This is a genomic window from Streptacidiphilus sp. ASG 303 (assembly GCF_020991365.1).
GTDB lineage: Bacteria > Actinomycetota > Actinomycetes > Streptomycetales > Streptomycetaceae > Peterkaempfera.
In genome coordinates, this window is record NZ_JAJLRA010000007.1 from 164,061 (window position 1) to 186,206 (window position 22,146).

Annotated in this window: 17 protein-coding genes and 1 pseudogene; 8 read left to right on the forward strand and 10 right to left on the reverse strand. The window is 77.9% G+C overall.

The genetic code is table 11. From position 1 onward, the window contains the following. Positions 1-171: 171 nt before the first annotated feature. Positions 172-1,107, reverse strand: coding sequence for a TetR family transcriptional regulator (locus LO771_RS12455; RefSeq protein ID WP_230651384.1), 936 nt, complete (start codon positions 1,105-1,107; stop codon positions 172-174). Positions 1,108-1,271: 164 nt separating this feature from the next. Further along, the gene (locus LO771_RS12460; RefSeq protein WP_230651387.1) at positions 1,272-3,047 is read right to left on the reverse strand and encodes a 3-hydroxyacyl-CoA dehydrogenase family protein; all 1,776 of its coding nucleotides are present in this window, start codon (positions 3,045-3,047) and stop codon (positions 1,272-1,274) included. A 581-nt stretch (positions 3,048-3,628) separates the two neighbouring features. Here LO771_RS12460 and LO771_RS12465 point away from each other — a divergent pair. Continuing rightward, a complete protein-coding gene (locus LO771_RS12465; RefSeq protein ID WP_230651645.1) occupies positions 3,629-4,159 on the forward strand; it encodes an MOSC domain-containing protein in 531 nt (176 codons plus the stop codon). A 53-nt stretch (positions 4,160-4,212) separates the two neighbouring features. Here the strand turns inward: LO771_RS12465 and LO771_RS12470 are convergent, their stop codons facing one another. Together LO771_RS12470 and LO771_RS12475 are read right to left on the reverse strand one after the other, a co-directional pair. Then, the gene (locus LO771_RS12470; RefSeq protein ID WP_230651390.1) at positions 4,213-4,887 is read right to left on the reverse strand and encodes a hypothetical protein; all 675 of its coding nucleotides are present in this window, start codon (positions 4,885-4,887) and stop codon (positions 4,213-4,215) included. A gap of 120 nt (positions 4,888-5,007) precedes the next feature. Continuing rightward, the gene (locus tag LO771_RS12475) at positions 5,008-6,255 is read right to left on the reverse strand and encodes a benzoate/H(+) symporter BenE family transporter (protein ID WP_230651391.1); all 1,248 of its coding nucleotides are present in this window, start codon (positions 6,253-6,255) and stop codon (positions 5,008-5,010) included. 86 nt (positions 6,256-6,341) lie between these two features. On the opposite strand from LO771_RS12475, the gene LO771_RS12480 reads away from it, so the two are divergent. Both LO771_RS12480 and LO771_RS12485 read left to right on the forward strand, forming a co-directional pair. After that, positions 6,342-7,001 carry a helix-turn-helix domain-containing protein gene (locus LO771_RS12480; RefSeq protein ID WP_308188894.1) on the forward strand — a complete coding sequence of 220 codons (660 nt, stop codon included), beginning with the start codon at positions 6,342-6,344 and terminating at the stop codon, positions 6,999-7,001. After that, positions 6,944-7,882, forward strand: a pseudogene (locus LO771_RS12485) (DNA-3-methyladenine glycosylase); the annotation flags it as partial. The gene LO771_RS12480 and the pseudogene LO771_RS12485, both read left to right, overlap by 58 nt. A gap of 217 nt (positions 7,883-8,099) precedes the next feature. Here LO771_RS12485 and LO771_RS12490 read toward each other — a convergent pair. The 4 genes from LO771_RS12490 to LO771_RS12505 all read right to left on the reverse strand — a co-directional run bounded on the left by LO771_RS12490 (position 8,100) and on the right by LO771_RS12505 (position 12,372). Next, on the reverse strand, positions 8,100-9,071 hold the full coding sequence (locus LO771_RS12490) for a 2-hydroxyacid dehydrogenase (RefSeq protein ID WP_230651394.1): 972 nt from the start codon (positions 9,069-9,071) through the stop codon (positions 8,100-8,102). 11 nt (positions 9,072-9,082) lie between these two features. Next, on the reverse strand, positions 9,083-10,258 hold the full coding sequence (locus LO771_RS12495) for a lactate 2-monooxygenase (RefSeq protein WP_230651397.1): 1,176 nt from the start codon (positions 10,256-10,258) through the stop codon (positions 9,083-9,085). Positions 10,259-10,456: 198 nt separating this feature from the next. Beyond that, positions 10,457-11,302 carry a HipA family kinase gene (locus LO771_RS12500; RefSeq protein WP_230651400.1) on the reverse strand — a complete coding sequence of 282 codons (846 nt, stop codon included), beginning with the start codon at positions 11,300-11,302 and terminating at the stop codon, positions 10,457-10,459. Positions 11,303-11,325: 23 nt separating this feature from the next. After that, positions 11,326-12,372 carry an Rv2578c family radical SAM protein gene (locus LO771_RS12505; protein WP_230651403.1) on the reverse strand — a complete coding sequence of 349 codons (1,047 nt, stop codon included), beginning with the start codon at positions 12,370-12,372 and terminating at the stop codon, positions 11,326-11,328. Between the two features lie 159 nt (positions 12,373-12,531). On the opposite strand from LO771_RS12505, the gene LO771_RS12510 reads away from it, so the two are divergent. Then, entirely contained in the window at positions 12,532-12,972 is a 441-nt protein-coding gene (locus LO771_RS12510; protein WP_230651405.1) for an SRPBCC family protein, read from the forward strand. An 87-nt stretch (positions 12,973-13,059) separates the two neighbouring features. On the opposite strand, the gene LO771_RS12515 is transcribed toward LO771_RS12510, so the two are convergent. Both LO771_RS12515 and LO771_RS12520 read right to left on the reverse strand, forming a co-directional pair. Continuing rightward, complete coding sequence (locus LO771_RS12515) at positions 13,060-14,490, reverse strand: gluconate:H+ symporter (RefSeq protein WP_374228157.1); 1,431 nt, start codon at positions 14,488-14,490, stop codon at positions 13,060-13,062. Continuing rightward, entirely contained in the window at positions 14,487-15,029 is a 543-nt protein-coding gene (locus LO771_RS12520) for a gluconokinase (RefSeq protein WP_230651408.1), read from the reverse strand. The genes LO771_RS12515 and LO771_RS12520 overlap by 4 nt, the downstream gene beginning before the upstream one ends. Positions 15,030-15,192: 163 nt before the next feature. Between LO771_RS12520 and LO771_RS12525 the strand changes: the two genes are divergently transcribed. The 4 genes from LO771_RS12525 (at position 15,193) to LO771_RS12540 (ending at position 22,144) form a co-directional block, all read left to right on the forward strand. Next, positions 15,193-15,927, forward strand: a complete 735-nt coding sequence (locus LO771_RS12525) for a FadR/GntR family transcriptional regulator (RefSeq protein ID WP_230651410.1) — start codon at positions 15,193-15,195, stop codon at positions 15,925-15,927. Positions 15,928-16,198: 271 nt separating this feature from the next. After that, entirely contained in the window at positions 16,199-18,709 is a 2,511-nt protein-coding gene (locus LO771_RS12530) for an MFS transporter (RefSeq protein ID WP_374228158.1), read from the forward strand. A 189-nt stretch (positions 18,710-18,898) separates the two neighbouring features. Then, positions 18,899-20,062 carry a glycosyltransferase gene (locus tag LO771_RS12535; protein ID WP_230651412.1) on the forward strand — a complete coding sequence of 388 codons (1,164 nt, stop codon included), beginning with the start codon at positions 18,899-18,901 and terminating at the stop codon, positions 20,060-20,062. Between the two features lie 555 nt (positions 20,063-20,617). Beyond that, on the forward strand, positions 20,618-22,144 hold the full coding sequence (locus tag LO771_RS12540; protein WP_230651415.1) for an exopolysaccharide biosynthesis polyprenyl glycosylphosphotransferase: 1,527 nt from the start codon (positions 20,618-20,620) through the stop codon (positions 22,142-22,144). The last annotated feature ends 2 nt before the right edge of the window (positions 22,145-22,146 follow it).

The following is a 22,146-nucleotide window of genomic DNA, read 5'->3' on the forward strand; positions in this document are numbered from 1 at the left end:
ACTGGCACGCTGTGCCACTCGTAAAGACACCGCGTGCCATCAGTTTCGTCCAGCGTCACCCCGCGGACACGCCCCCGCAACACGGGCCCCGGGCGTCCCCGCCGCACGCACGCGCAGGGGCCCGTCCCGCGGTTGCGGAACGGGCCCCTGGTAAGGCTCCGACCTGGTCTTTCAGTGGGACTGTGCGTCCTGGCGCCCCTCGGCCGGGCGGCCGAGCGCGGTCCGGACGGCGTCCAGCACCTGCTCCAGCGGGGCGTCCGTGCGCGCCACTGTGATGAGCACCTCACCCCCGGGCGTGGCACTGACCGTGCTCCCCACCGCGTGCTCCAGTGCCGCCTGGGACTCCTGCATGGCACTGGGTGCCAGCGGGGTTCCCCGGCGGCGGGCGGCCGCCGGGGCCTGCGCCCAGAAGGTCTCCCGGATCACGTCGAAGGCGTGGTCCAGCTGCGCCTCCACGTCGCCCCGACCGCCGGCCCGCAGCCAGCGCCGCAGCACGTGGTTGTGGGCCGCGACCACCGCCGCCGCCGACACCTCGGCCAGCATCGGGTCGTCGTCCCCGCCGCGCTCCCACGTCGGCGACAGCTCGGCCGCCGCGTCGAAGCGGCCCAGCAGGTAGCGGGTGAAGAGCCGCTCGTAGCGGGCCACCACCGCGATCTCCCGCTCCCGCAGCGTCGGCACCTGGCGGATCAGCCGGTAGCGGGCCACCGACACCGCCGGGGTGGAGGCGTACATCCGCAGCACCTCCTTGATCCCGCGGCACACCACGTCCAGCGGGTGCTCCTCGGGGTCGGCGCTGGCCAGCAGGTCGGCCACCCGGACCAGGGTGTCGTCGTGGTCCGGGAAGATCGCCTCCTCCTTGGACCGGAAGTAGCGGAAGAAGGTCCGCCGCGCCACACCGGCCGCGGCGGCGATCTGGTCGACCGTCGTCTCCTCGTACCCCTGGTTCGCGAACAGCTCCATCGCCGCGCCCGCCAGGTCCTGCCGCATCTGCTGCCGCTGGGCGGTCGCCCGGCGCCCGCCCGTCGCGTGGCCGCCGGTCCCGTGGCCGCCCCCGGCGGCCCCGCCCCCACCCGTCTCCTGCTGCCCCGCGGCACGCTCCCGATCCATGTGTGGAACGCTACACGCCCCGGCGCGCCCGGCGTCCGGCCCGGTGGGCCGCCCGGCGTCCCGTCCGGCGGCCGGAACCCGCTGGTCGGGCCGGACGGCCGGCCGCGGCCACCGGGACGCCACCGCCCCGGCGCCGACGGACGGCCGGCCGCCCCCGGTCCCGGTCACCGGCGCGCGTGGTCGCGGAACCCGCGGCCGGTCTTGCGGCCCAGGCAGCCCGCCGCCACCAGGTGCTCCAGCAGCGGCGCCGGCGCCAGGCCCGGCTCGCGGAACTCCTGGTGCAGCACCTTCTCGATGGTCAGCGACACGTCGAGGCCCACCACGTCCAGCAGCTCGAACGGCCCCATCGGGTAGCCGCAGCCCAGCTTCATCGCGGTGTCGATGTCGTCGACCGTCGCGTAGTGCTCCTCCAGCATCCGCACCGCGTCGTTCAGGTACGGGAAGAGCAGGGCGTTGACGATGAACCCGGCCCGGTCGCCGCACTCCACCGCGTGCTTGCGGACCTTCCCGCACACCTCCAGCACGGTCGCGGTGACGTCGTCGGCGGTCAGCACCGTGGAGACCACCTCCACCAGCTTCATCGCCGGGGCCGGGTTGAAGAAGTGCATGCCGACCACGTCCTGCGGCCGGGAGGTGGCGGTGGCGCACTCCACCACCGGCAGGCTGGAGGTGGTGGTGGCCAGCACCGCGCCCGGCCGGCAGATCTTGTCCAGCGAGGCGAAGAGCTCCCGCTTGACCGCCAGGTCCTCCGCGACGGCCTCCAGCACCAGGTCCACCGCGTCCAGGTCGGTGAGCAGCCCGGTGGGGACCACCCGGCCGAGCGCCGCGTCGCGGGCCGCCTCGTCCAGGCGGCCCTTGGCCACCGAGCGGTCCAGCGACCGCGCCAGGGCGGCCTTCGCCCGGTCCGCCTTCTCCTGGCTGCGCGCCACCAGCACCACGTCGTACCCGGCCTTGGCGAACACCTCGGCGATGCCCGTCGCCATCGTCCCCGAGCCGCAGACGCCGACCGACCGCACCCCGCGGCCCGGCACGCGCGCCGCGGCGGCCGGCGAGGACCCCGCCGCCAGGTGGGAGGAGCCGGGCGCCTCGTAGGTGTAGAAGCCGCGGCCGGTCTTGCGGCCCAGCAGCCCCGCCGCCGCCAGCTGGCCCAGGATCGGCGCGGGCGCGTGCAGCCGGTCGTGGGACTGCGCGTACATCGCCTCCAGCACCGTGCGGGCCGTGTCGATCCCGATCAGGTCCAGCAGCGCCAGCGGGCCCATCGGCAGGCCGCAGCCCAGCCGCATCGCCGCGTCGATGTCCTCGCGGGTGGCGTACCGGGACTCGTACATCGCGGCGGCCTGGTTGAGGTACGCGAAGAGCAGCCCGTTGACGATGAACCCGGCCCGGTCGCCCGCCGCCACCGGCGTCTTCCCCAGGTCCCGGGCGAACTCCGCGACCTCCTCGGCGACCTGCGGCGAGGTCAGCACCGTGCGGACCACCTCCACCAGCTTCATGGAGTGCACCGGGTTGAAGAAGTGCAGGCCCAGCACCCGCTCCGGGCGGGCCGTGGCCGAGGCGATCCGGGTCACCGACAGCGCGGTCGTCCCGGTCGCCAGCACCGTCCCCGGCGGGCAGACCCGGTCCAGCTCGGCGAAGACCTCCCGCTTCAGCTCCAGGTCCTCCGGCACCTCCTCCACCACCAGGTCGGCGGCGGCGGCGTCCGCCAGCCGGTCGGTGTACGCGATGCGCCCCAGCAGCGCGGTGCGCTCCTCCGCGGTGATCCGCTCGCGGGCCACCGCGCGGGCCGTGGACTCCTCGATGCGGGTCCGGGCGGCCTCGGCGGCGGCGCCGTCCAGCTCGATGCCGACGACCCGGCGGCCGCTGCGGGCCGCCGCCACGGCGATGCCGGCACCCATGGTGCCCAGGCCGACGACGGCGACGGTGGGGAAGGGACGGTCCATGTCCTGGCTCCTCGGGGTGGCCCCGCGCGGCGCGCTCCCCGGCACGGGGAGGAGGGTCGCGGGCGACGGGGGAAGGGGAGGGTGACGGCTGCCGCACCCCACCGGGAGGCCGTTCCGCTCCGGCCGGAACCCGGTGGTGACGTGGTGCGGGGGCGGTGCTGTCGTCCCGCCGCAGGAAGCCCGCGAACAGGCGGGGCCGGGGGCGGGGCCCCCGGTGGACCGCGGAGGCGGTGACGGGAGCAGGCACGCCGACCCGCCCTGGGCCGCGCGGTGGCGCGGCGGACGGGACCCCGCCGGTGCGGCTCCCGAGGCCCGGCGGTGGTGCTCCCGCCACTGTAGCCCCGGTTACCGCCCGGTAGGAAGAGGTGCGCGGCGATCCGCGGCGGGCCGCAGCGCACCCCCCGGTCCCGTCCCCGGCCCGGTTCCGAACCCGGGGGGCGGGGCCAGGGACGGCCGTCCCCCTGCTCCGGCCCCCGCCGGGCCGGGACGATGCGGGGACCGCCCGTACCGTCCGCGCAGGGAGGCCGTCCCCGGTGACCGCAGCCGCAGCCCCGACCTCAGCCCCGACCGCAGCCCCGACCGTGACCGCCGTGAGCAGCGGTGCCGGGCACGCCTTCAGCAAGCCGTCCCGCGACCGCATCCGGCTGCTCGCCGGGCTCGGCGTGGAGGGCGACGCCCACCTCGGCACCACCGTGCAGCACCGCTCCCGGGTCGCCCGGGACCCCTCGCAGCCCAACCTCCGCCAGGTCCACCTCCTCCACGCCGAGCTCCACGCCGAGCTGCGGGAGGCCGGTTTCGACGTGCCGCCCGGCGGGATGGGCGAGAACGTCACCACCCTCGGCGTCGACCTGCTCGGCCTGCCCGCCGGCACCCGGCTGCGCCTCGGCGCGGACGCCGTCGTCGAGGTCACCGGCCTGCGCAACCCCTGCCCGCAGATCGACGGCTACCGGCCTGGGCTGCTCAGGGCCGTCCTCGGCCGCGACGAGCGGGGCCGCCCGGTCCGCCGGGCCGGTGTGATGGCCGTCGTCCTCGCCGGGGGCGAGGTCCGCCCCGGCGACCCCGTCGCCGTCGAGCTCCCGCCGGAGCCCCGCCGGCCCCTCGCGCCGGTCTGAGCCGTCGCCGGTCCGCGGCGGCCCGGCCCCCGCGGCCCCCGCGGCCCGCCGCGTCAGCCGCCGGCGGACGCGGCGGCCGCCTCCGGCTGCCGCCCCGCGGCCACCGCCACCGGCACCCCGCCGGCCGCGGCGCGCAGCGCCCGGGCGAAGGAGTCCGACGCCGCGGCCGCGGCGGGCGCCTCCACCCGCAGGCCGGAGGCGTCGGGCGCCGGGGCGATCGTGTACAGGTCGTAGGGCAGCCGGTGGGCCTTCGCCGCCGCGAGCAGCGCGTCGACGGCCGCCTCCAGCCGCCGCTCCGCGTACCGGCACGGCCGCACCGCGACCGCCGTGCGGGCCGTGGCGGGGTGCGCCCGCCGGACGGCCGCGACGAGCTGCCGCCCGCGCTCCGCGTCGACGGCGTACAGCACGACCCGGCGGTGCGGAGCGTCCACGGCCACCGAGCCGTAGGTGTCGGCGAAGCGGACTCGGCCCTCCTCGTCGAGGGCCGCGGCGGCCGCGTCCAGGCCGGGCGGATCGGCCGGCGTGGGGCCGGTCCCGGGTGCGCCGGACCGGGGCGGGTCGACCGGCAATGGGCTGCCGGGCAAAGGCGGGGCGGACCGGGGCGGGTCGACCGGCAGCGGGCCCGGCGAGGTGCGGGTCCGGAGCAGGTCGGGTCCGGAGGTGCAGCCCGCGCAGAGCGCGAGGGCGAGCGCGAGGAGGCCGGCGGCTGCGGAGCGGCGGAGCGTCATGTGGGGAACCCCTGTCTCGACGGCGTGCGCATGGGACGGGGGCCGGGGCCGCCGGGTTCCGTGTGCGCGGCGGTCCCGGGTGCCCGTGCGAGCCGCGGGCCGGCGGCCCCGGCGAACCCCTCACGGCCTGGCGCCGAGCTCCGTCGTCCCCTCCTCCGTCCTCCCCTTCTCCGTCGCCCTCCCCTCCGCCGCCCCCTCCTCCGGGGGCGCGGCCCGCCGCCGCCCGCCGCCGAGGAGGGCGTGGAAGGCGAGTCCGGCCAGCAGCCCCCACAGGGCGGACCCGGCGCCGAGGGGGGCGACGCCGGAGGCGGTCACCACCAGGGCGGCCACCGAGGCGTCCCGCACCGCCGGGTCCGCGACGGCGGCCCGGAGCGCCGAGCCCAGGGTGCCCAGCAGGGCCAGGCCCGCGACGGTCTCGACGAGCAGCGGCGGCGAGGAGGCCGCCAGCGACACGGTCACCCCGGCGCCGAGGCCGAGCAGCAGGTGGACGGCGCCGCCGGTGACGGACGCGATCCAGCGCCGGTCCGGGTCCGGGTGGGCGTCGGGCCCGGCGGCGAGTGCGGCGGTGATGGCGGCCAGGTTGACGGCGTGCGCGCCGAAGGGCGCGCCGGCCATGGTGGCGAGCCCGGTGGTGGCGAGGACCGGCCGCAGCGGCGCCCGGTAGCCGAAGGAGGCGAGCATGCTCACCCCGGCGATGTTCTGCGAGGCCATGGTGACGACGAAGAGCGGGACCGCGATGCCGGCGACGGCGCCCGCGGAGAGGGCGGGCGCCGTCGCCGTGAGGGAGGGGAGCAGCGGTGTCCCGTGCGCCGGGTGGTGCCGGGTGAGCAGGAGGACCGCGGCGCAGGCGGCCAGGGCGCCCGGTACGGCCCAGCGGCGGGCGAGGCGGTGCAGGACGGCCCAGACGGCGACCACCGGGGCCGCCGCGGCGGGCAGTTCCACGACGGCCCGGACCGGTGCCAGGCAGAGCGGCAGCAGCACCCCGGCGAGCATGGCGGAGGCCAGCGGGGCGGGGATCGCCTCCAGCAGCCGCGTGAAGCGCCGCGACAGCCCGGCCAGGAGCAGCAGCAGGCCGGTGACGAGGAAGGCGCCCAGGGCCTCGCGGTAGCCGTGCTGCCGGTGGCCCGACGCGGCCAGCAGGGCGGCGCCCGGCGTGGACCAGGCGATGCTGAGCGGCATCCGGTACCGCAGGCCGAGGACGATCGCGGTGGCGCCCATCGCCAGGCAGAGCGCCAGCAGGCCGGACGCCGCCTGCTCCTCGTCGGCGCCGACGGCCCGCAGCCCGGCGAGCACCACGGCGAACGAGCTCGCGAAGCCCACCACGGCGAGGACGGTGCCCGCGAGGACGGGCTGCAGGACGCGTTCCACTCCGCACCCCTCCTTCGTTCCGTAAACGGAACGGAAGTCTAGGCGGGCCGTTCCGAAAACGGAACGCCATCACGGATACTGGTCCCGTGGAGGAGAACCCGGAGCCCTTCGCCGCCCAGGTCGGCCGCCGCGTGCGGCGGCTGCGCGCCGAACGCGGCCTGTCCCTGTCGGAGCTTGCCCTGCGTGCGGGCGTCGGCAAGGCCACCCTCTCCGGACTGGAGGCGGGCACCCGCAACCCGACCATCGAGACCCTCTACGCGGTCACGGCCCAGCTGCACGTCCCGCTCGCCGCCGTCCTCACGGGCCCCGGCGGCCCCGGCGGCGCCCCGGAGCCCCCCGCCCCCGTCCACGGCGCGGCCGTCTCCGCCGTCCTGCTGGAGACCTTCGCCGACGGCCCGGTCACCACCGAGCTGTACCGGCTGCGTATCCGCCCCGGCCGCGTGCAGACCTCGCCCGCCCACCCGCTCGGCGCCACCGAGCACCTCACCGTCTTCTCCGGCACGGCCCGCGTCGGCCCGGCCGGCGCGCCCGTCACGGTCCCGCCCGGCGGCCACGCGCGCTGGGTCTCGGACGTGCCGCACGTCTACGAGGCCCTGGGCGGCGAGGAGGTCGCCGCCTCCCTGCTGATCCGCCACCACGCCCCGCCCGCGGACGGCCCGGCCGGCCCCGGCGGCCCGGACGGTCCGACCGGCCCCGGCGGTCCGGCCCGGCCCGGCGGCCCGGCGGGGGAGGAGCGGGGCCGGTGAGGCACGCGTTCTCCCTCGGGCTCCCCTTCCGGGCCCCCCTTCACCCCGGCAGCCTCTTCGGCCACCTGGCGGCCACCGCCGTCCCCGGCGTGGAGGAGTGGCGCGACGGCGCCTACCGGCGGACGCTGCGCCTGCCGGGCGGCCCGGCCGTCGCCGCGCTCCGCCCGGAGCCCGGCCGCGTCGGCTGCCGGCTCCTCCTGGCCGACCCGCGCGACCTGCCCGCCGCGGCCGCCCTGTGCCGCCGGCTCCTCGACCTGGACGCCGACCCCGCGGCCGTGGACGGCCTCCTGCTCCGGGACGGCGTCCTGGCCCCGGTCGTGCGCGCGGCCCCGGGCCGGCGCGTGCCCGGCGCGGTGGACGGCGCCGAACTCGCCGTCCGCACGGTCCTCGGGCAGCAGGTCTCCACGGCGGCGGCGCGCACCCACGCGGGCCGCCTCGCGGACCGGTACGGAGAGCCGGTCGAGGACCCGGAGGGCGGGCTCACCCGCCTGTTCCCCGCGCCCGCGGCGCTGGCCGCCCTGGACCCGGAGCACCTCGCGCTGCCGCGTGCCCGGCGCGCCACGCTGGCCGCCCTGGCGGCGGCCCTGGCCGGGGGGCGGCTGGACCTGTCGCCGGGGGCCGACCGGCGGCGGGCCCGGCAGCAGCTCGCCGACCTGCCCGGCGTGGGGCCGTGGACGGTGGAGACCGTCGCGATGCGGGCGCTCGGCGACCCGGACGCGTTCCTCCCCGGCGACCTCGGCGTGCGGCAGGCGGCCGTCCGGCTCGGCCTCCCCGCCACGCCCGCGGCCCTCGCGGCGCGGGCCGAGGCCTGGCGGCCGTGGCGGGCCTACGCCGTGCAGTACCTCTGGGCGACCGGCGGCCACGCGGCCACCCGCCTCCCCGGACCCGCGCCGGACGGGGCGGCGCCCGCCGCCCGGCCCGCCCCGGAAGGGCGCCGCGCCCGGCGCGGGCGCGGGGCGTCCGCGGAGTGACGCGCCGCCGGGACGGCGGTGCCCGCGCCGGTGCGTCCGGCGCGCGCCCCGGGCCTGCACCGGCGGGCGGGGGCCGGGGGCCGGGGCGCGGCCGGCGGTGACGCGCCGGCGGGGATCCGACGGTCCATCAGGAAACCACGTCGCGCGGCGTGCGGCCCTCCAGCCAGGCCGCGGCGTTGCCGATCGCCGCCAGGGCGATGCGGACCAGCGTCTCGCGGGTCACCCCGGCGATGTGCGGGGTGAGGACGGTGTTCGGCGCCCGCAGCAGCCGCAGGCCGGCGGCGGGCGGCTCCGGGTCGAAGACGTCCAGGCCGGCCCCGGCGAGGCGGCCCGCCTCCAGGGCGTCGGCCAGTGCCTCCTGGTCCACCAGCGCCCCGCGGGAGGTGTTCACCAGGAACGCGGTGGGCCTGAGCATCGCCAGCCGCCCCGCGTCCAGCAGGTGCCGGGTCCCGGGGGTCAGCGGCAGGTGGAGGGAGACGTAGTCGGCGCTGCGCAGCAGCTCCTCCAGCCCCACCCGCCGGGCGCCGTACCGCTGCTCGGCCTCCGGCCGGGCGGTGCGGGCCGTGTACAGCACGGTCATGTCGAAGGCGGCGGCCCGGCGGGCGACCTGCTGCCCGATCTCCCCGAAGCCGACCAGGCCGAGGGTCCTGCCGGTCAGTTCGGTGAGGGCGGGCTGCAGCCGGCGGGCGGCCCACTCGCCGGCGGCCAGGGCGGTGTGCGCGGGGACGACCTGCTTGGCCAGGGCCAGCATCAGGGCGAAGGTGTGCTCGGCCACGTCGTGGTGCTCGGCGCCGCTGGAGCCGATGGTCGCCACCGTGACGCCGCGGCTTCGGGCGGCCGCCACGTCCACGTAGTCGAAGCCGTGGCTGGCGCACTGGACGAACTCCAGCCCCGGCGCGGCCGCGAGGTCCTCCGCCGTGACCGGCGCCAGCGCGGTGAGCAGCACGCGGGCGCGGGCCAGCGCCGCCGGGTCCTCGCCGGCGGACTCCACCACGGTGACCTCCGCCCGGTCGGCGAGGGCCGCGGCGAGCCCGGCGCCGACCTCCCGGCCGCCGAGGTGGGCGGGGACGACGGCCAGCAGGTCCGTGCGGTCGGTCATCGGGTGCTCCTTCAGGCGCCGTGCCGGACCAGCACGTCGCGGGTCAGCTCCGCCGGCCGGGTGTGGCCGGAGAGCGCCATGGTCAGGTCGAACTCGGCGAGCAGGCTGCGCAGCACGTGGGTGACGCCCGCCTCGCCGTCCAGGCCCAGCCCGTAGGCGTACGGGCGGCCCAGCAGCACGCCCCGCGCGCCGAGCGCCAGGGCCTTGAGCACGTCGTCGCCGGTGCGCACGCCGCTGTCGAAGAGCACGGTCAGCCGGTCGCCGACCGCGTCCGCGACGCCCGGCAGCGCGTCGGCGGCGCCGACGGCGCCGTTGACCTGCCGCCCGCCGTGGTTGGAGACGACGACGCCGTCCATGCCGGCGTCGGCCGCGCGGCGGGCGTCGTCGGGGTGGAGGACGCCCTTGAGGACGATCGGGCCCTCCCAGTGCTCGCGCAGGAAGGCCAGGTCCTCCCAGGTCTTGCCGGGGTCGGCGAACATCTGCGCCCAGTGCAGCACGGCGGCCCGCGGGTCCTCCTCGACCGGCTTGGCCAGCCCGGCGCGGAAGGCGGGGTCGGAGAAGTAGTTGGCGGTGCCGACGCCGTGCAGGAACGGCAGGTACGCCCGGTCCAGGTCGCGCGGCCGCCACGCCAGCAGCCAGGTGTCCAGGGTGACGACCAGCGCCGTGTACCCGGCGGCCTTCGCCCGGGCGAGGAAGGAGCGGCACACGTCGCGGTCCTTCGGCCAGTACAGCTGGAACCAGCGCTCGGCGCCCTCGCCCATCGCCTCCGCGACCTGCTCCAGGGTGGTGCTCGCGGCGGAGGAGAGGGTGAACGGCAGGCCCAGGGCGGCCGCGGCCCGCGCCGCCGCCGGCTCGGCGTCCGGGTGCATGATCGACAGGACGCCGACCGGGGCCAGCGCCACGGGGGCGGGCAGCCGCCGCCCGAACAGCTCCACGCCCATGTCGCGCTCGCGCACGTCGCGCAGCATCCGGGGCACGATCGCCCAGCGGTCCAGCGCCTCCCGGTTGGCCCGCTCGGTGCGGCCGCTGCCGGCGCTCCCGGCGACGTAGCCCACCGGGCCGGGGGCGAGCCGCGCCGCGGCCAGCTCCTCCAGCCGGGTCAGGTCGGTGGGCAGGCGGGGGACGGTGCCGTCCATCCCGTTCAGGTAGACCTCGAACTGGAACGCCGACCAGTCCCGTCCCTGCATGGCGCCCGCCCTCCGCTCGCTCCGGCCGCCGGACCGTCCCGGCCGCCGGACCATGATCCCCGCAACGGGATCCTCGTACGGGCCGCCCGCCCGGGTCCAGGGGGCGGCTCAGCGCCGACGGTCCCGCTTGTCACCGGGTGACAAACCGGTGCGGCGCCGTGGCGGCCCGCGGCGGCGCCGGGACGGCCCCTCCGGGTGTCAGCCGCGGACGTGCTGGAGCCAGGCCGGGCGCCCCGCCAGGGTGGCGGCGGTGCGGCGGGCCTCGGCGGCGCGCAGCTGCTCGGGGGTGGCGAAGCCGTCGGGCAGCCACAGCTCCGAGGCGGCGGCGCGGGCGGCCAGGTGGGCCACGTACGCCTCGCGCAGCTCCTCCGCCGAGCCGAAGCCGGGCTCGCCGGCCAGCCACTCCTCCGGCACCAGGGCCACGACCTCGCGCAGCAGCTCCTCGGTGACGAGCGGTGCCAGCGCCGCGTCGGCGGCCGCCACGTCCGGGCCGAAGACGCCGAGGGCGTGGTCGGCCAGGGAGTAGCGGCGGGTGACGGCGGCCGCGGCGTCGGCCCAGCGGTGCTGGAAGACCAGCGCCGCGCCGTGGTCGATCAGCCAGAGCGAGCCGTGCCAGACCATGAGGTTGGGGTTGCGCCAGGTGCGGTCGACGTTGGCGGTCAGGGCGTCCAGCCAGACGACGCGCCCCGCCTCGACCGGGTCGACCCGCAGGGCCTCGGGGGCGAAGTCGCGGGCGCCGGGGAGGAAGTCCATGCCGAGGTTGAGGCCGGCGCTGGCGCGCAGGATGTCCTGAACCTCCTGGTCCGGCTCGTGGGCGGCCACCGCGGGGTCGAAGCGCACCCGCACCAGGTCGGGCACGCGCAGGCCGAGCCGCCGCGCCAGCTCCCCGACGACCACCTCGGCCACCAGCGCCTTGCGGCCCTGCGCGGCGCCCGCGTACTTGACCACGTAGGTGCCCAGGTCGTCGGTCTCGGTCACCCCGGGCACCGAGCCGCCGGCGCGCAGCGGCTCCAGGTAGCGCAGGGCGGTCACCTCGTTCAGCACCCGGCCAGCCTAACCGGGGTCCGCTACAGCAGGGTGAGCTGCACCGGTCCCGCGGCGGCGGCCGGCCCCGCGGCGGCCGGGGGGATCCGCCGCGGGCCGCCGGGCCCGGCCGGGCCGCAGCCGTACGCGGCGGCGATCTCGTGGACGGCCCGGGTGATCCGCCGCTGGTACCAGCGCGGCGCGTAGGCGGAGTCGCCGTACAGGGCCTCGTACCGGGGGAGCAGCCCGGGGTGGTGGCGCCGCAGCCAGGCCGTGTACCACTCGCGGGCGCCCGGCCGCAGGTGCAGCACCAGCGGCGTGACGGAGACCGCGCCGGCCTCGGCCACCGCCCGCACGGTGGCCCGGAGCTGCTCGGGGGAGTCGCTGAGGTAGGGGAGCACCGGGGCCATCAGCACCCCGCAGGGGACGCCCGCGTCGGTGAGCGTGCGGCAGACCTCCAGCCGCTTCTGCGGGGAGGGCGTGCCGGGCTCCGCGCCGCGCCACAGCTCCCGGTCGGTGAAGCCGACCGAGACGTTGACGGAGACGTCGGTGACGGCCGCGGCCTGCCGCAGCAGCTCCAGGTCGCGCAGGATCAGGGAGCCCTTGGTGAGGACGGAGAAGGGGTTCGCCCGGTCGCGCAGCGCCTCCAGGATGCCTGGCATCAGCCGGTAGCGGCCCTCGGCCCGCTGGTAGCAGTCGACGTTGGTGCCCATGGCGACGTGCTCGCCGCGCCAGCGCGGGGAGGCCAGCTCGCGGCGGAGCAGTTCGGCGGCGTTGACCTTGACCACGACCTGGGTGTCGAAGTCGCGCCCCGCGTCCAGGTCGAGGTGCTCGTGGGTGCGGCGGGCGAAGCAGTACACGCAGGCGTGGGTGCAGCCCCGGTACGGGTTGACCGTCCATTCGAACGGCATCCGCGACGCGCCAGGCACCCGGTTGAGGATCGAGCGGGCCCGCACCTCGTGGAAGGTGACGCCGCGGAACTCGGGCGTGTCGAACCGCCGGACGACCGTGCCGGCGCCGAAGAGGGCGGCCGGTCCGGCGGGGGCGGGGCCGTCGGCCGGGGGGTCGTTCCGCAGGTCGTCCCAGCGCATCGTGTGGTCCTCCTCGCCGGTTGCGGTGCCCAGGGAACCAGATTAGAACAGATATTCGAAGATCGGTTGTGGTTGGCTGTCCACCGGGCGGCCGCCGCGGCCGCCGCGGCCGCCCGGGACGCGTCCCGCGCGCAACGACGAGCCATGAGGAGCAGCCAGATGTCGCAGGTGTACGCCGTCACGGAGCGGGTGGTGGAGGCCTCGCCCGAGCGGGTCTACGAGGCCCTGGCCGACTACGGGCAGGTCCGGCCCCGGCTGCTGCCCGCCCAGTACAGCGAGTACGAGGTGCGCCGGGGCGGCACCGGCGCCGGCACGCAGGTGCACTGGAGGCTCCAGGCCACCGAGAAGCGGGTGCGCGACTGCCTCTTCACCGTCTCCGAGCCCTCCCCGGGGCGCCTGGTGGAGACCGACGCCAACTCCAGCATGGTGGTCACCTGGACGGTCACCCCGGCGGGCGAGGGCCGGGCCAAGGTCGTCGTGGAGACGACCTGGCAGGGCGCGGGCGGCATCGGCGGCTTCTTCGAGCGCACCTTCGCGCCCAAGGGCCTCAACCGCATCCACGGCGAGGTGCTGGACCGCCTCGCCGCCGAGGTCCGCTGACGGCCCGTGCGGCCGCGGACGCGGCGGCGCCCCCGTCCCGGTTCCGGCCGGGGACGGGGGCGCCGCCGCTGTGCGGGGCCGCCGGGGTCAGACCACCAGGCCCAGCAGCAGGATGAGGACGATCGCGACCACGGAGATCACGGTCTCCATCGCCGACCAGGACTTGAAGGTCTGGCCGACGCTCATCCCGAAGTACTCCTTCACCAGCCAGAAGCCGGCGTCGTTGACGTGGGAGAGGAAGAGCGAGCCCGCGCCGACGGCGAGCACCAGCAGCGCCGCGTGGGTGGAGCTCATCTCCGCCGCCAGCGGGGCGACGATGCCGGCCGCGGTGACGGTGGCGACGGTGGCCGAGCCGGTGGCCAGGCGGATGCCGACCGCCACGAGCCAGCCGAGCAGCAGCGCGGAGATGTGCCAGGAGTCCGACCAGTCGGCGATCACGTTGCCGATGCCCACGTCGACGAGGGTCTGCTTGAAGCCGCCGCCGGCGCCCACGATGAAGACGATGCCGGCGATCGGGGCCAGCGAGCGCTCGATGGTGGTCGAGATGCGGGCCTTGGTGAAGCCGGCCGCCCGGCCGAGGGTGACCATGCCGAGCAGCACGGCGGCGAGCAGCGCGACGAGCGGGGAGCCGGCGAAGTCGAAGATCCGCTGGGCCATGGCGTCGGGGTTGTCGACCACCACGTCGCACAGGGCCTTGGCGAGCATCAGCACCACGGGCAGCAGGATGGTGGCCAGCGTGGCGCCGAAGCTCGGCACCCGCACGCCGTCGCGCTCGCGGGCCGCCTGGTCCTCGTCGGAGGTGATGTTCCGCTCGGGGATCTCCAGCGGGCCGACCCAGCGCTCGGCCACCCGGGCGAAGAGCGGACCGGCGACGACCACGGTGGGGACGGCGACCAGCAGGCCGAGGGCCAGGGTGGTGCCGAGGTCGGCGTGCAGGGCGTCGATGGCCACCAGCGGGCCCGGGTGCGGCGGGACCAGGCCGTGCAGCACGGACAGGCCGGCCAGGGCGGGTATGCCGACGCGCATGAGCGGCAGGTTGCCGCGGCGGGCGACCAGCAGCACGATCGGGATCAGCAGGACGACGCCGACCTCGAAGAAGAGCGGCAGGCCGAGCACGGCGGCGACCAGCGCCATCGCCCAGGGCAGCGACCGCGGCCCGGAGCGGGACAGGATCGTGTCGGCGATCCGGTCGGCGCCCCCGGAGTCGGCCAGCAGCTTGCCCAGCATGGCCCCCAGGGCGATCAGCACGCCGACGCCGGCGACGGTGGTGCCCAGGCCGGTGGTGAAGCTGGAGGTCAGCTTGTCGAACGGCACGCCGGCGACCGCGGCGAGCACCCCGGAGCCCAGGGTGAGGGCCAGGAAGGGGTGCATCTTCAGCCGGGTGATCAGCAGCACGATGACCGCGATGCCGACCAGCATGGCGGCGACGAGTCTGCCGGAGCTGCTGCTGTGGGGCAGGGTCTCCTGGGCCGCGGCCAGCAGGGAGGCCGCCCCGGGAGTGGCGAGGGAGAGGGTCACGCGAGGTCTCCATTGACGGGCCGGGGCACGGCGGCCACGGCCATCTCGACGAGGTGTTCCGTGCCCGGTCCGGCGTCGAGCGAGGCGCCGCGCTCGTCCGGTCCGAGGGGTTCCAGCGCCGCCAGCTGGGAGTCCAGCAGGGACGCGGGCATGAAGTGGCCGCTGCGGTGGCCGATGCGGTCCGCGACGAGCGCGCGGTCCGCGGTCAGGTGCAGGAAGAACACGCCGGGCGACGCCGCCCGCAGGGTGTCGCGGTAGCGCCGCTTCAGCGCCGAGCAGGTCACCACGCCGCCCGTGCCCGCGGTGTCGCGGTCGTGCAGCCAGCGGCCGATGGACTCCAGCCACGGCTGCCGGTCCGCGTCGTCCAGCGGCACGCCGGCCGACATCTTGGCGACGTTGGCGGCCGGGTGGAAGTCGTCCGCCTCGGCGAAGGGGACGTCCAGCCGCTCGGCGAGCAGGCGGGCGACGGTGGTCTTGCCGACCCCTGACACGCCCATCACGACGATGCACGAGGGGTGGTTCTCGGCGTTGAGACCCATGGTGGTGCTCCTGACGGTGTCCGACCGGTGCGGGACTGTCCCGCGGGGCCGCTGCCCCGTGCCCGGCTGCACGGAACTATGACGCCAAAGATATGACTTATTCAAGACGCCGAGACGTAATCGTCATATGAATGTGGTCTCAGCCGCCCTCTAGGCTGGTCGGGTGGACACCTTCAACGGCACGGGCGACGGCACGGGAGGCGGCGCGGGGCAGGGGCTGCACGGCCGCCTCCTCGCCGAGCTCGGCCCCGCCATCGCCTCCGGCACGATCCCCGGGGGCGCCGTGCTGCGCATGGAGGAGCTGGAGGTCCGGTACGGCGTCTCGCGCACCGTCGTCCGGGAGGCCGTCCGGGTCCTGGAGGCCATGGGCATGGTCGCCTCCCGCCGCCGGGTGGGGATCACGGTGCAGCCCCGCTCCGCCTGGGACGTCTTCGACCCCCTGGTGATCCGCTGGCGGCTGGCCGGCCCCGACCGCCCCGCCCAGCTGCGCTCGCTGGGCGCCCTGCGCGCGGCCGTCGAGCCCGCCGCCGCCGCCCTCGCCGCCGACCGGGCCACCGACGACCAGCGCCGCCGGCTGAGCGCCCTCGCGGTGGAGCTCACCGTCACCGCCCGCGCCGGCGACCTCGCGGTCTTCCTCGGGCACGACATCGCCTTCCACCGGCTGGTGCTGGAGGCGTCCGGCAACGAGATGTTCGCGCACCTGGGCGAGGTGGTGGCCGCCGTCCTCACCGGCCGCACCGAGCACCACCTGATGCCGCACCACCCGCAGCCGTACGCCGTCGCCCGGCACCGCGAGGTGGCGGAGGCGGTCTGCGCGGGCGACGCGGCGCGGGCCGAGCGGGCGATGCGGGACATCGTCACCGGGGCCATGGAGGAGCTGGAGTCCACCCTGGGCTGACCGTGGCCCGGAGCGGCGCCCCGCGGCCCCCGTGTCGCGGGCCCCCGCCCGGCCGCCCCCGGCCGCGGCCGCCCCCGGCCGCCGCGGACCGCGCGCCCCGTTCACCCGGTCGGGCGCCGGTCGGGGCGCGGACACGGCCCCCGGCCTCCCCGTGCGGGTGAAACCGCGGCGCCCCGGGGCGGCCGAAAGCGGCATCCGCGCCGGTCGCGGCGGTAAGCCCGACGATACGACCGGTTCGGGGAGCGTGCCGCCGGCTGCCATCATCCACGGCATGTCCGTGATGGAGGCCGCACCCCAGGCACCGGCGGTCCGCCCGCCCGAGACCGCCGCCGAGACGATGACGCCCCGTCAGGTGCGCCTGGTCTTCGCCGGCCTGATGCTCGCCCTGCTGCTGGCCGCCCTCGACCAGACCATCGTCGCCACCGCCCTGCCGCGGATCGTCGGCGAACTCCACGGCCTGGACCGCATGTCGTGGGTGGTCACCGCCTACCTGCTGGCCTCCACCGTCGTCCTGCCCCTCTACGGCAAGCTCGGCGACCTCTTCGGCCGGGCCCGGGTCTTCCGGTTCGCCATCGCCGTCTTCGTCGCCGGCTCCGCCCTCGCCGGCTGGTGCGGCACCATCGACCAGCTCATCGCCTTCCGCGCCGTCCAGGGCGTGGGCGGCGGCGGCCTCATGATCGGCGTCCAGGCGATCATCGCCGACATCGTGCCCCCGCGGGACCGCGGCCGGTACATGGGCCTGATCGGCGCCGTCTTCGGCATCTCCTCCGTGGCCGGGCCGCTGCTGGGCGGCTGGTTCACCGACGGGCCCGGCTGGCGCTGGTGCTTCTGGGTCAACATCCCGATCGGGGCGGTGGCCCTGCTCGTCGCCCTGGTCGGACTGCGGGGCCTGGCCCGGCCCGCCCGCCGGCCCCGGCTCGACGTGGCCGGGGCGCTGCTGCTGGCCGCCGCCTCCACCTGCCTGGTCCTCGCCACGAGCTGGGGCGGCACCGAGTACGGCTGGACCGACCCGGTGATCCTCGGCCTCGGCGGCGCCACCCTCGGCTGCCTGGCGCTCTTCGTCCTCGCCGAGCGCGCCGCCGCCGAGCCCGTCATCCCCATGCGCCTCTTCCGCGACCCCGTCTTCACCGTCGCCGGGGGCATCGGGGTGGTGGTCGGCGTGGCGCTGTTCGGCGCCGCCAGCTACCTGCCCAGCTTCCTGCAGATGGTGGACGGCGCCAGCGCCACCCGCTCCGGGCTGCTGATGCTCCCGATGATGGGCGGCATCGTGCTCGCCTCCATCGGCTCCGGCCAGCTGATCAGCCGCACCGGCCGCTACAAGGCCTACCCGGTCCTCGGCGGCGCGCTCTCCACGGCCGGCATGGCCCTGCTGGGCCTACTGCTGCGCGAGGACACCCCGTACGCGGTCACCGCCGGGGCCATGGCCGTCCTCGGCCTCGGGGTCGGCCTGTCGCTGCCCGTCCTGGTGCTGGCCGTGCAGAACTCCGTGCCCCCGCGCCAGATCGGCACCGCGACCTCCGCCAACAACTACCTGCGGCAGATCGGCGGCTCGGTCGGCGCGGCGGTCTTCGGCTCCCTCTTCCACGCCCGGCTCACCGACCGCCTCGCGCACGCCCTGCCCGCCGCCGGGACCGGCGGCCCCGCGCTGCCCGACACCGACTCCATCACCCCGGAGCTGGTCCGGGCCCTGCCGGCGCCGCTGCACCACGCGTACGTCGCCGCGTACGCCGACGCCATGCCGCGGATCTTCCTGTACCTGGTGCCCGTCCTGGCGCTGGGCCTCGTCCTCGCCTTCCTGCTGAAGGAGAAACCCTTGGCCATGCAGCCGGCCCCCGGTTCCGCCGTGCCGTCCCAGGCCGCCGAGCCCGTCCCCGCCGTCCCGGCCGCCGACCACGGCACCGGCCGCGAAGCCGGTGGGCACACCGGCCGTGACACCGCCGGGGACACCGTGCGGGCGGCCGTCCGGGCCGCGACCGCCCTCTCCGGCGCCGACCGCGCCGCGCCCGACGCGGGGCACCCCTCGCCGGGCGTGCCGCTGCGCGGCACCGTCCGCGAGCCGGACCGGTCCGCCGTGCCCGGCGCCGTCCTCACCCTGATCGACCGGGACGGCCGCCAGGCCGCCCGCGCCGTCGGCGGCCCCGACGGCGGGTGGGCCATGGCCGCCCCCCGCCCGGGCCACTACGTGCTGATCGCCGCCGCGTCCGGGCACCAGCCGCAGGCCGTCACGGTCGCCGTGGGCAGCCGTCCCGTCGACCTGGACGTGGTGCTCGGCGGCACCGGCCGCCTCGGCGGCGCGGTCCGCAGCACCGAGGGCGCCCCGGTGGCGGGCGCCGCCGTGGTCCTCACCGACCCGCGCGGCGAGGTCGTCGCCACCGGCCACACCGACGACGACGGCGCGTACCACTTCCGCGACCTGGTGGCCGGCGACTACACCCTGGCCGTCAGCGCCCGCGCCTACCGGCCCGCCGCGCTGGCCGTCGCGGTCGCCCCCAGCGGCGAGACCCGCCAGGACGTGGCCCTCGCCGGCAGCGGGACCCTGCGCGGCACCGTCCGCACCTCCGGCGGCCACCCCGTCGCCGACGCCCGCGTGACGCTGCTGGACCCCGCGGGCACGGTCGTCGCGGCGGTCACCACCGGGGCCGACGGCTCCTTCCGCTTCGGCGACCTCCAGCCGGGCGAGTACACCGTGATCGCCAGCGGCTACCCGCCGGTGGCCACCGCGCTGCGCCTGGAGGACGGCGACACCGAGCGCGACCTCCACCTCTCCCACCGCCCGGACTGACCCGCGCCGGCCGGCCGGTCCGCGGCCGCCGGGGCCCGTCCCCCCGGCGGCCGGGCCGCTCCGGCACGCCGTGCCCCGCCGCCCGCCGCCCGCCGCCGCGTCCGGCCCCCCGGCGCGCCCGCCGGTCCCCCGTGCGGGTGACGGCGCACCGTCCCGGAGGCGGGCAAACCTAGCCTTACGGACGTGGACGTGACGATCCTTCATGTGTCCCAGCCCGTGGACGGCGGGGTCGCCCGGGTGGCGGTGGACCTGGTGCGGAGCCAGGCCGCCGAGGGGCACCGCGTGGCCGTGGCCTGCCCGCCCGGCGGGCGGCTGGCCGAGCAGGCGGCGCGGGCCGGCGCCCGGGTGCTGCCCTGGCCCGCGCGGCGCGCCCCCGGGCCCTCGGTCCCGGCCGAGGCCCGGCGGCTGGGCCGGATCGTCGACCGGGCCCGCCCCGACCTCCTCCACCTGCACAGCGCCAAGGCCGGCCTCGCCGGGCGCCTGGCCGTGCGCGGCCGCGTCCCGACGGTCTTCCAGCCGCACGCCTGGTCCTTCGCCGCCGCCACCGGGCCGGTCGCCGCCGCGGCCGTGCGCTGGGAGCGCCTGGGCGCCCGCTGGGCCGACGCCGTGCTCTGCGTCAGCGAGCGGGAGCGCGGCGAGGGGCTGGCGGCCGGGATCCGGGCCCGGCGCTGGGAGGTGGTCCCCAACGGTGTGGACCTGGACCGCCACACCGCCGCCGGCGAGGCCGACCGCCGCCTGGCCCGGCGGGCCCTCGGCCTGGACCCGCTCGCCCCGCTCGCCGTCTGCGTCGGACGCCTGTGCCGGCAGAAGGGCCAGGACCTGCTGCTGGCGGCCTGGCCGCGGGTGCTGGGCCGGGTGCCGGACGCGCGGCTCGCCCTGGTCGGCGACGGCCCCGACCGGCCGGCCCTGGAGGCGCGTGCGGCGCTGCTGCCCGCGGGCGCGCCGGTCCTGTTCGCCGGGGACGTGCCCGACCCGCGCCCCTGGTGCGCGGCGGCCGACCTGGTGGTGCTGCCCTCCCGGTGGGAGGGGATGGCGCTGGCGCCGCTGGAGGCCATGGCGGCGGCCCGCCCGGTGCTGCTGACCGACGTGCCCGGCGCCGCCGAGTGCCTGCCGCCGTGGGAGCTGCCGGGGGCCCTGGTGCCCCCGGAGGACCCGCCGGCGCTGGCGGACGCGCTGGCCTCGGCGCTCGGCGACCGCGCCGGGTGCGCCCGCCGCGGCGGGCCGGTCCGCGGCCACGTCGCGGCCCGGCACGACGTGACGCGGACGGCGGCCGGGGTCGGCGCCCTCTACCGCGAGCTGCTGGCGGGCGGCGGCTCGTCCGCCCGGCCCGTCCCGCCTGCCCCGTCCGGGTGAACCTCCGTCAGGCCCCGGGCCCGGCCCGCGCCTGATCGGACGGCGTTCCGGGCGGTCGCGGCCCGCCCGGCCGCCCGCCGCCCGTGTCCCGGCGGCCCGTGTCCCGGCCGCCGTCCTGATCGTTTCTCCAGTGCCCGCCTCCGCGAGGGGTGCGCGCGCCCCTGCTGGACGGCGCGCACGCCCCCCGGGGAGGCGGGCGACGTCCGGCCGGGGCGTGCAGCCGTCCGGCGGCGCCCCCGCGCGCCGCCGGGGGAGGGGCGCGGGTCGGCGGCCGTCCGGGCGGCGGCGCCGGAGGCCGCCGGGGCGCCGGACCCCGCCGCGCCCGGACCCCGGGAGCGTGCACCGGATGAATGGCAGCCGGGTGAAAGGGCAAGTCAACTGACCGCCTGTCCAAAAATCGTCGGTACTGTCTGGAATGTCTGGCTCTGCCGGTACCCGTCCCGCGGCTGCGGCCCGGCGGACGGGGACCGACCGGGGCGGCGGGTCCCACCCGGGCCGCCCCGGCGGACCGGAGCGACCCGGACCAGGGCACACAGCAGGGGAGTACGTGCGCGGATGAGCATTGAGAACGAGAGCGCGCCCCGTTCCGGACGGCTCGCACCGTTCGGCGGCGCCGCCCCCCGGCTCGGCGCCCCGCCCCCCTCCGTGCCCGCCCCGGCCCCCGCGCCCGCCACCGCCCCGGCCCCCGTCCGCCGCCGCAGCCTCACCGACCGGGCCGAGGCCGCCCTCCCCGCCGTCCTGCTCGCCGCCGACGCCGCGGCGGCCTGCACCGCCGTGCTCGCCGCCCACTGCCGCCCCTGGACCCTCGCCGACCTGCTGCCCGCGACCGGCGCCCTGCTGTCCGCACTGCTCCTGCTCAACGGCTCCGGCGGACTCCACCGCAGCCGCCTGTCGCCCTCCGTCCTCGACGAGCTGCCCGCCCTCGCCGGCCGGGCGGCCGTCGCCGCCGCCCTCACGGCGACCCTCGCCGGCTGCCTCGGCCGCACGTGGCCGCCGTTCGACACCGCCACCGGACTGCTGCGGCTGCTGGCCGCGTACACCGTCCTCGTCGTCCTCGCCCGCGCCGCCGCCCACGCCGCCCTGCTGCGGATCCGCCGCCGCGACCCGCGGCCGGTCCTGGTCGTCGGAGCCGGACGGCTGGGGCGGCAGGTCGCCGCGACCCTCCTGGAGCACCCCCGGTACGGCATGCGGCCCGTCGGCCACCTGGACACCGCCCCCGTGCCGCTGCCCGACGGGCTCCCCGTGCCCGTGCTCGGCGGGTGCGAGGTGCTGGAGCGGGAGGTCCGGCGCCGCGGGGTGCGGCACCTGGTGGTCGCCGCCGAGGACGCCGACGCCGGAGCCGCCGCCGCGATCCGCGCCGCCGCCCGCCTCGGCTGCGACCTGTGGCTGGTGCCCGGGCTGCGCGAGTACGGCGCCCTGCTGCACGGTCAGCGCAGGCCCGCCCAGGGCGACCACCTGTGGGGCTTCCCCTGCCTGCGGCTCGGCCGGCCCGGCCGCCAGACCGTGCGGCGGGCCGCCAAGCGCGCCCTGGACGTCGCCGCCGCCGCCGTCCTGCTCGTGCTGGCCGCGCCGCTGCTGGCCCTGTGCGCCCTCGCCGTCCGGCTCGACGACGGTCCCGGGGTCCTCTTCCGCCAGCAGCGGGTGGGGCTCGGCGGGCGGGCGTTCACCCTCCTGAAGTTCCGCACCCTGCGCCCGGCCGACGAGCACGAGTCCGCGACCCGCTGGAACATCGCCCAGGACCACCGCGTCGGCCGCGTCGGCCGCCTCCTGCGCCGTACCTCCCTCGACGAGCTGCCCCAGCTGTGGAACGTGCTGCGCGGCGAGATGAGCCTGGTCGGGCCGCGCCCCGAGCGTCCGTACTTCGTCATGCGCTTCACCCAGGCCCACCCCGAGTACGCCGACCGGCACCGCGTCCCGGCCGGCCTCACCGGCCTCGCCCAGGTCCACGGGCTGCGCGGCGACACCTCCATCGAGGACCGCACCCGCTTCGACAACCACTACATCGAGAGCTGGAGCCTGTGGCAGGACGTCAAGATCCTGCTGCGCACGGCCGCCTCGCTGATCCGCCCGGACGGGAGCTGACC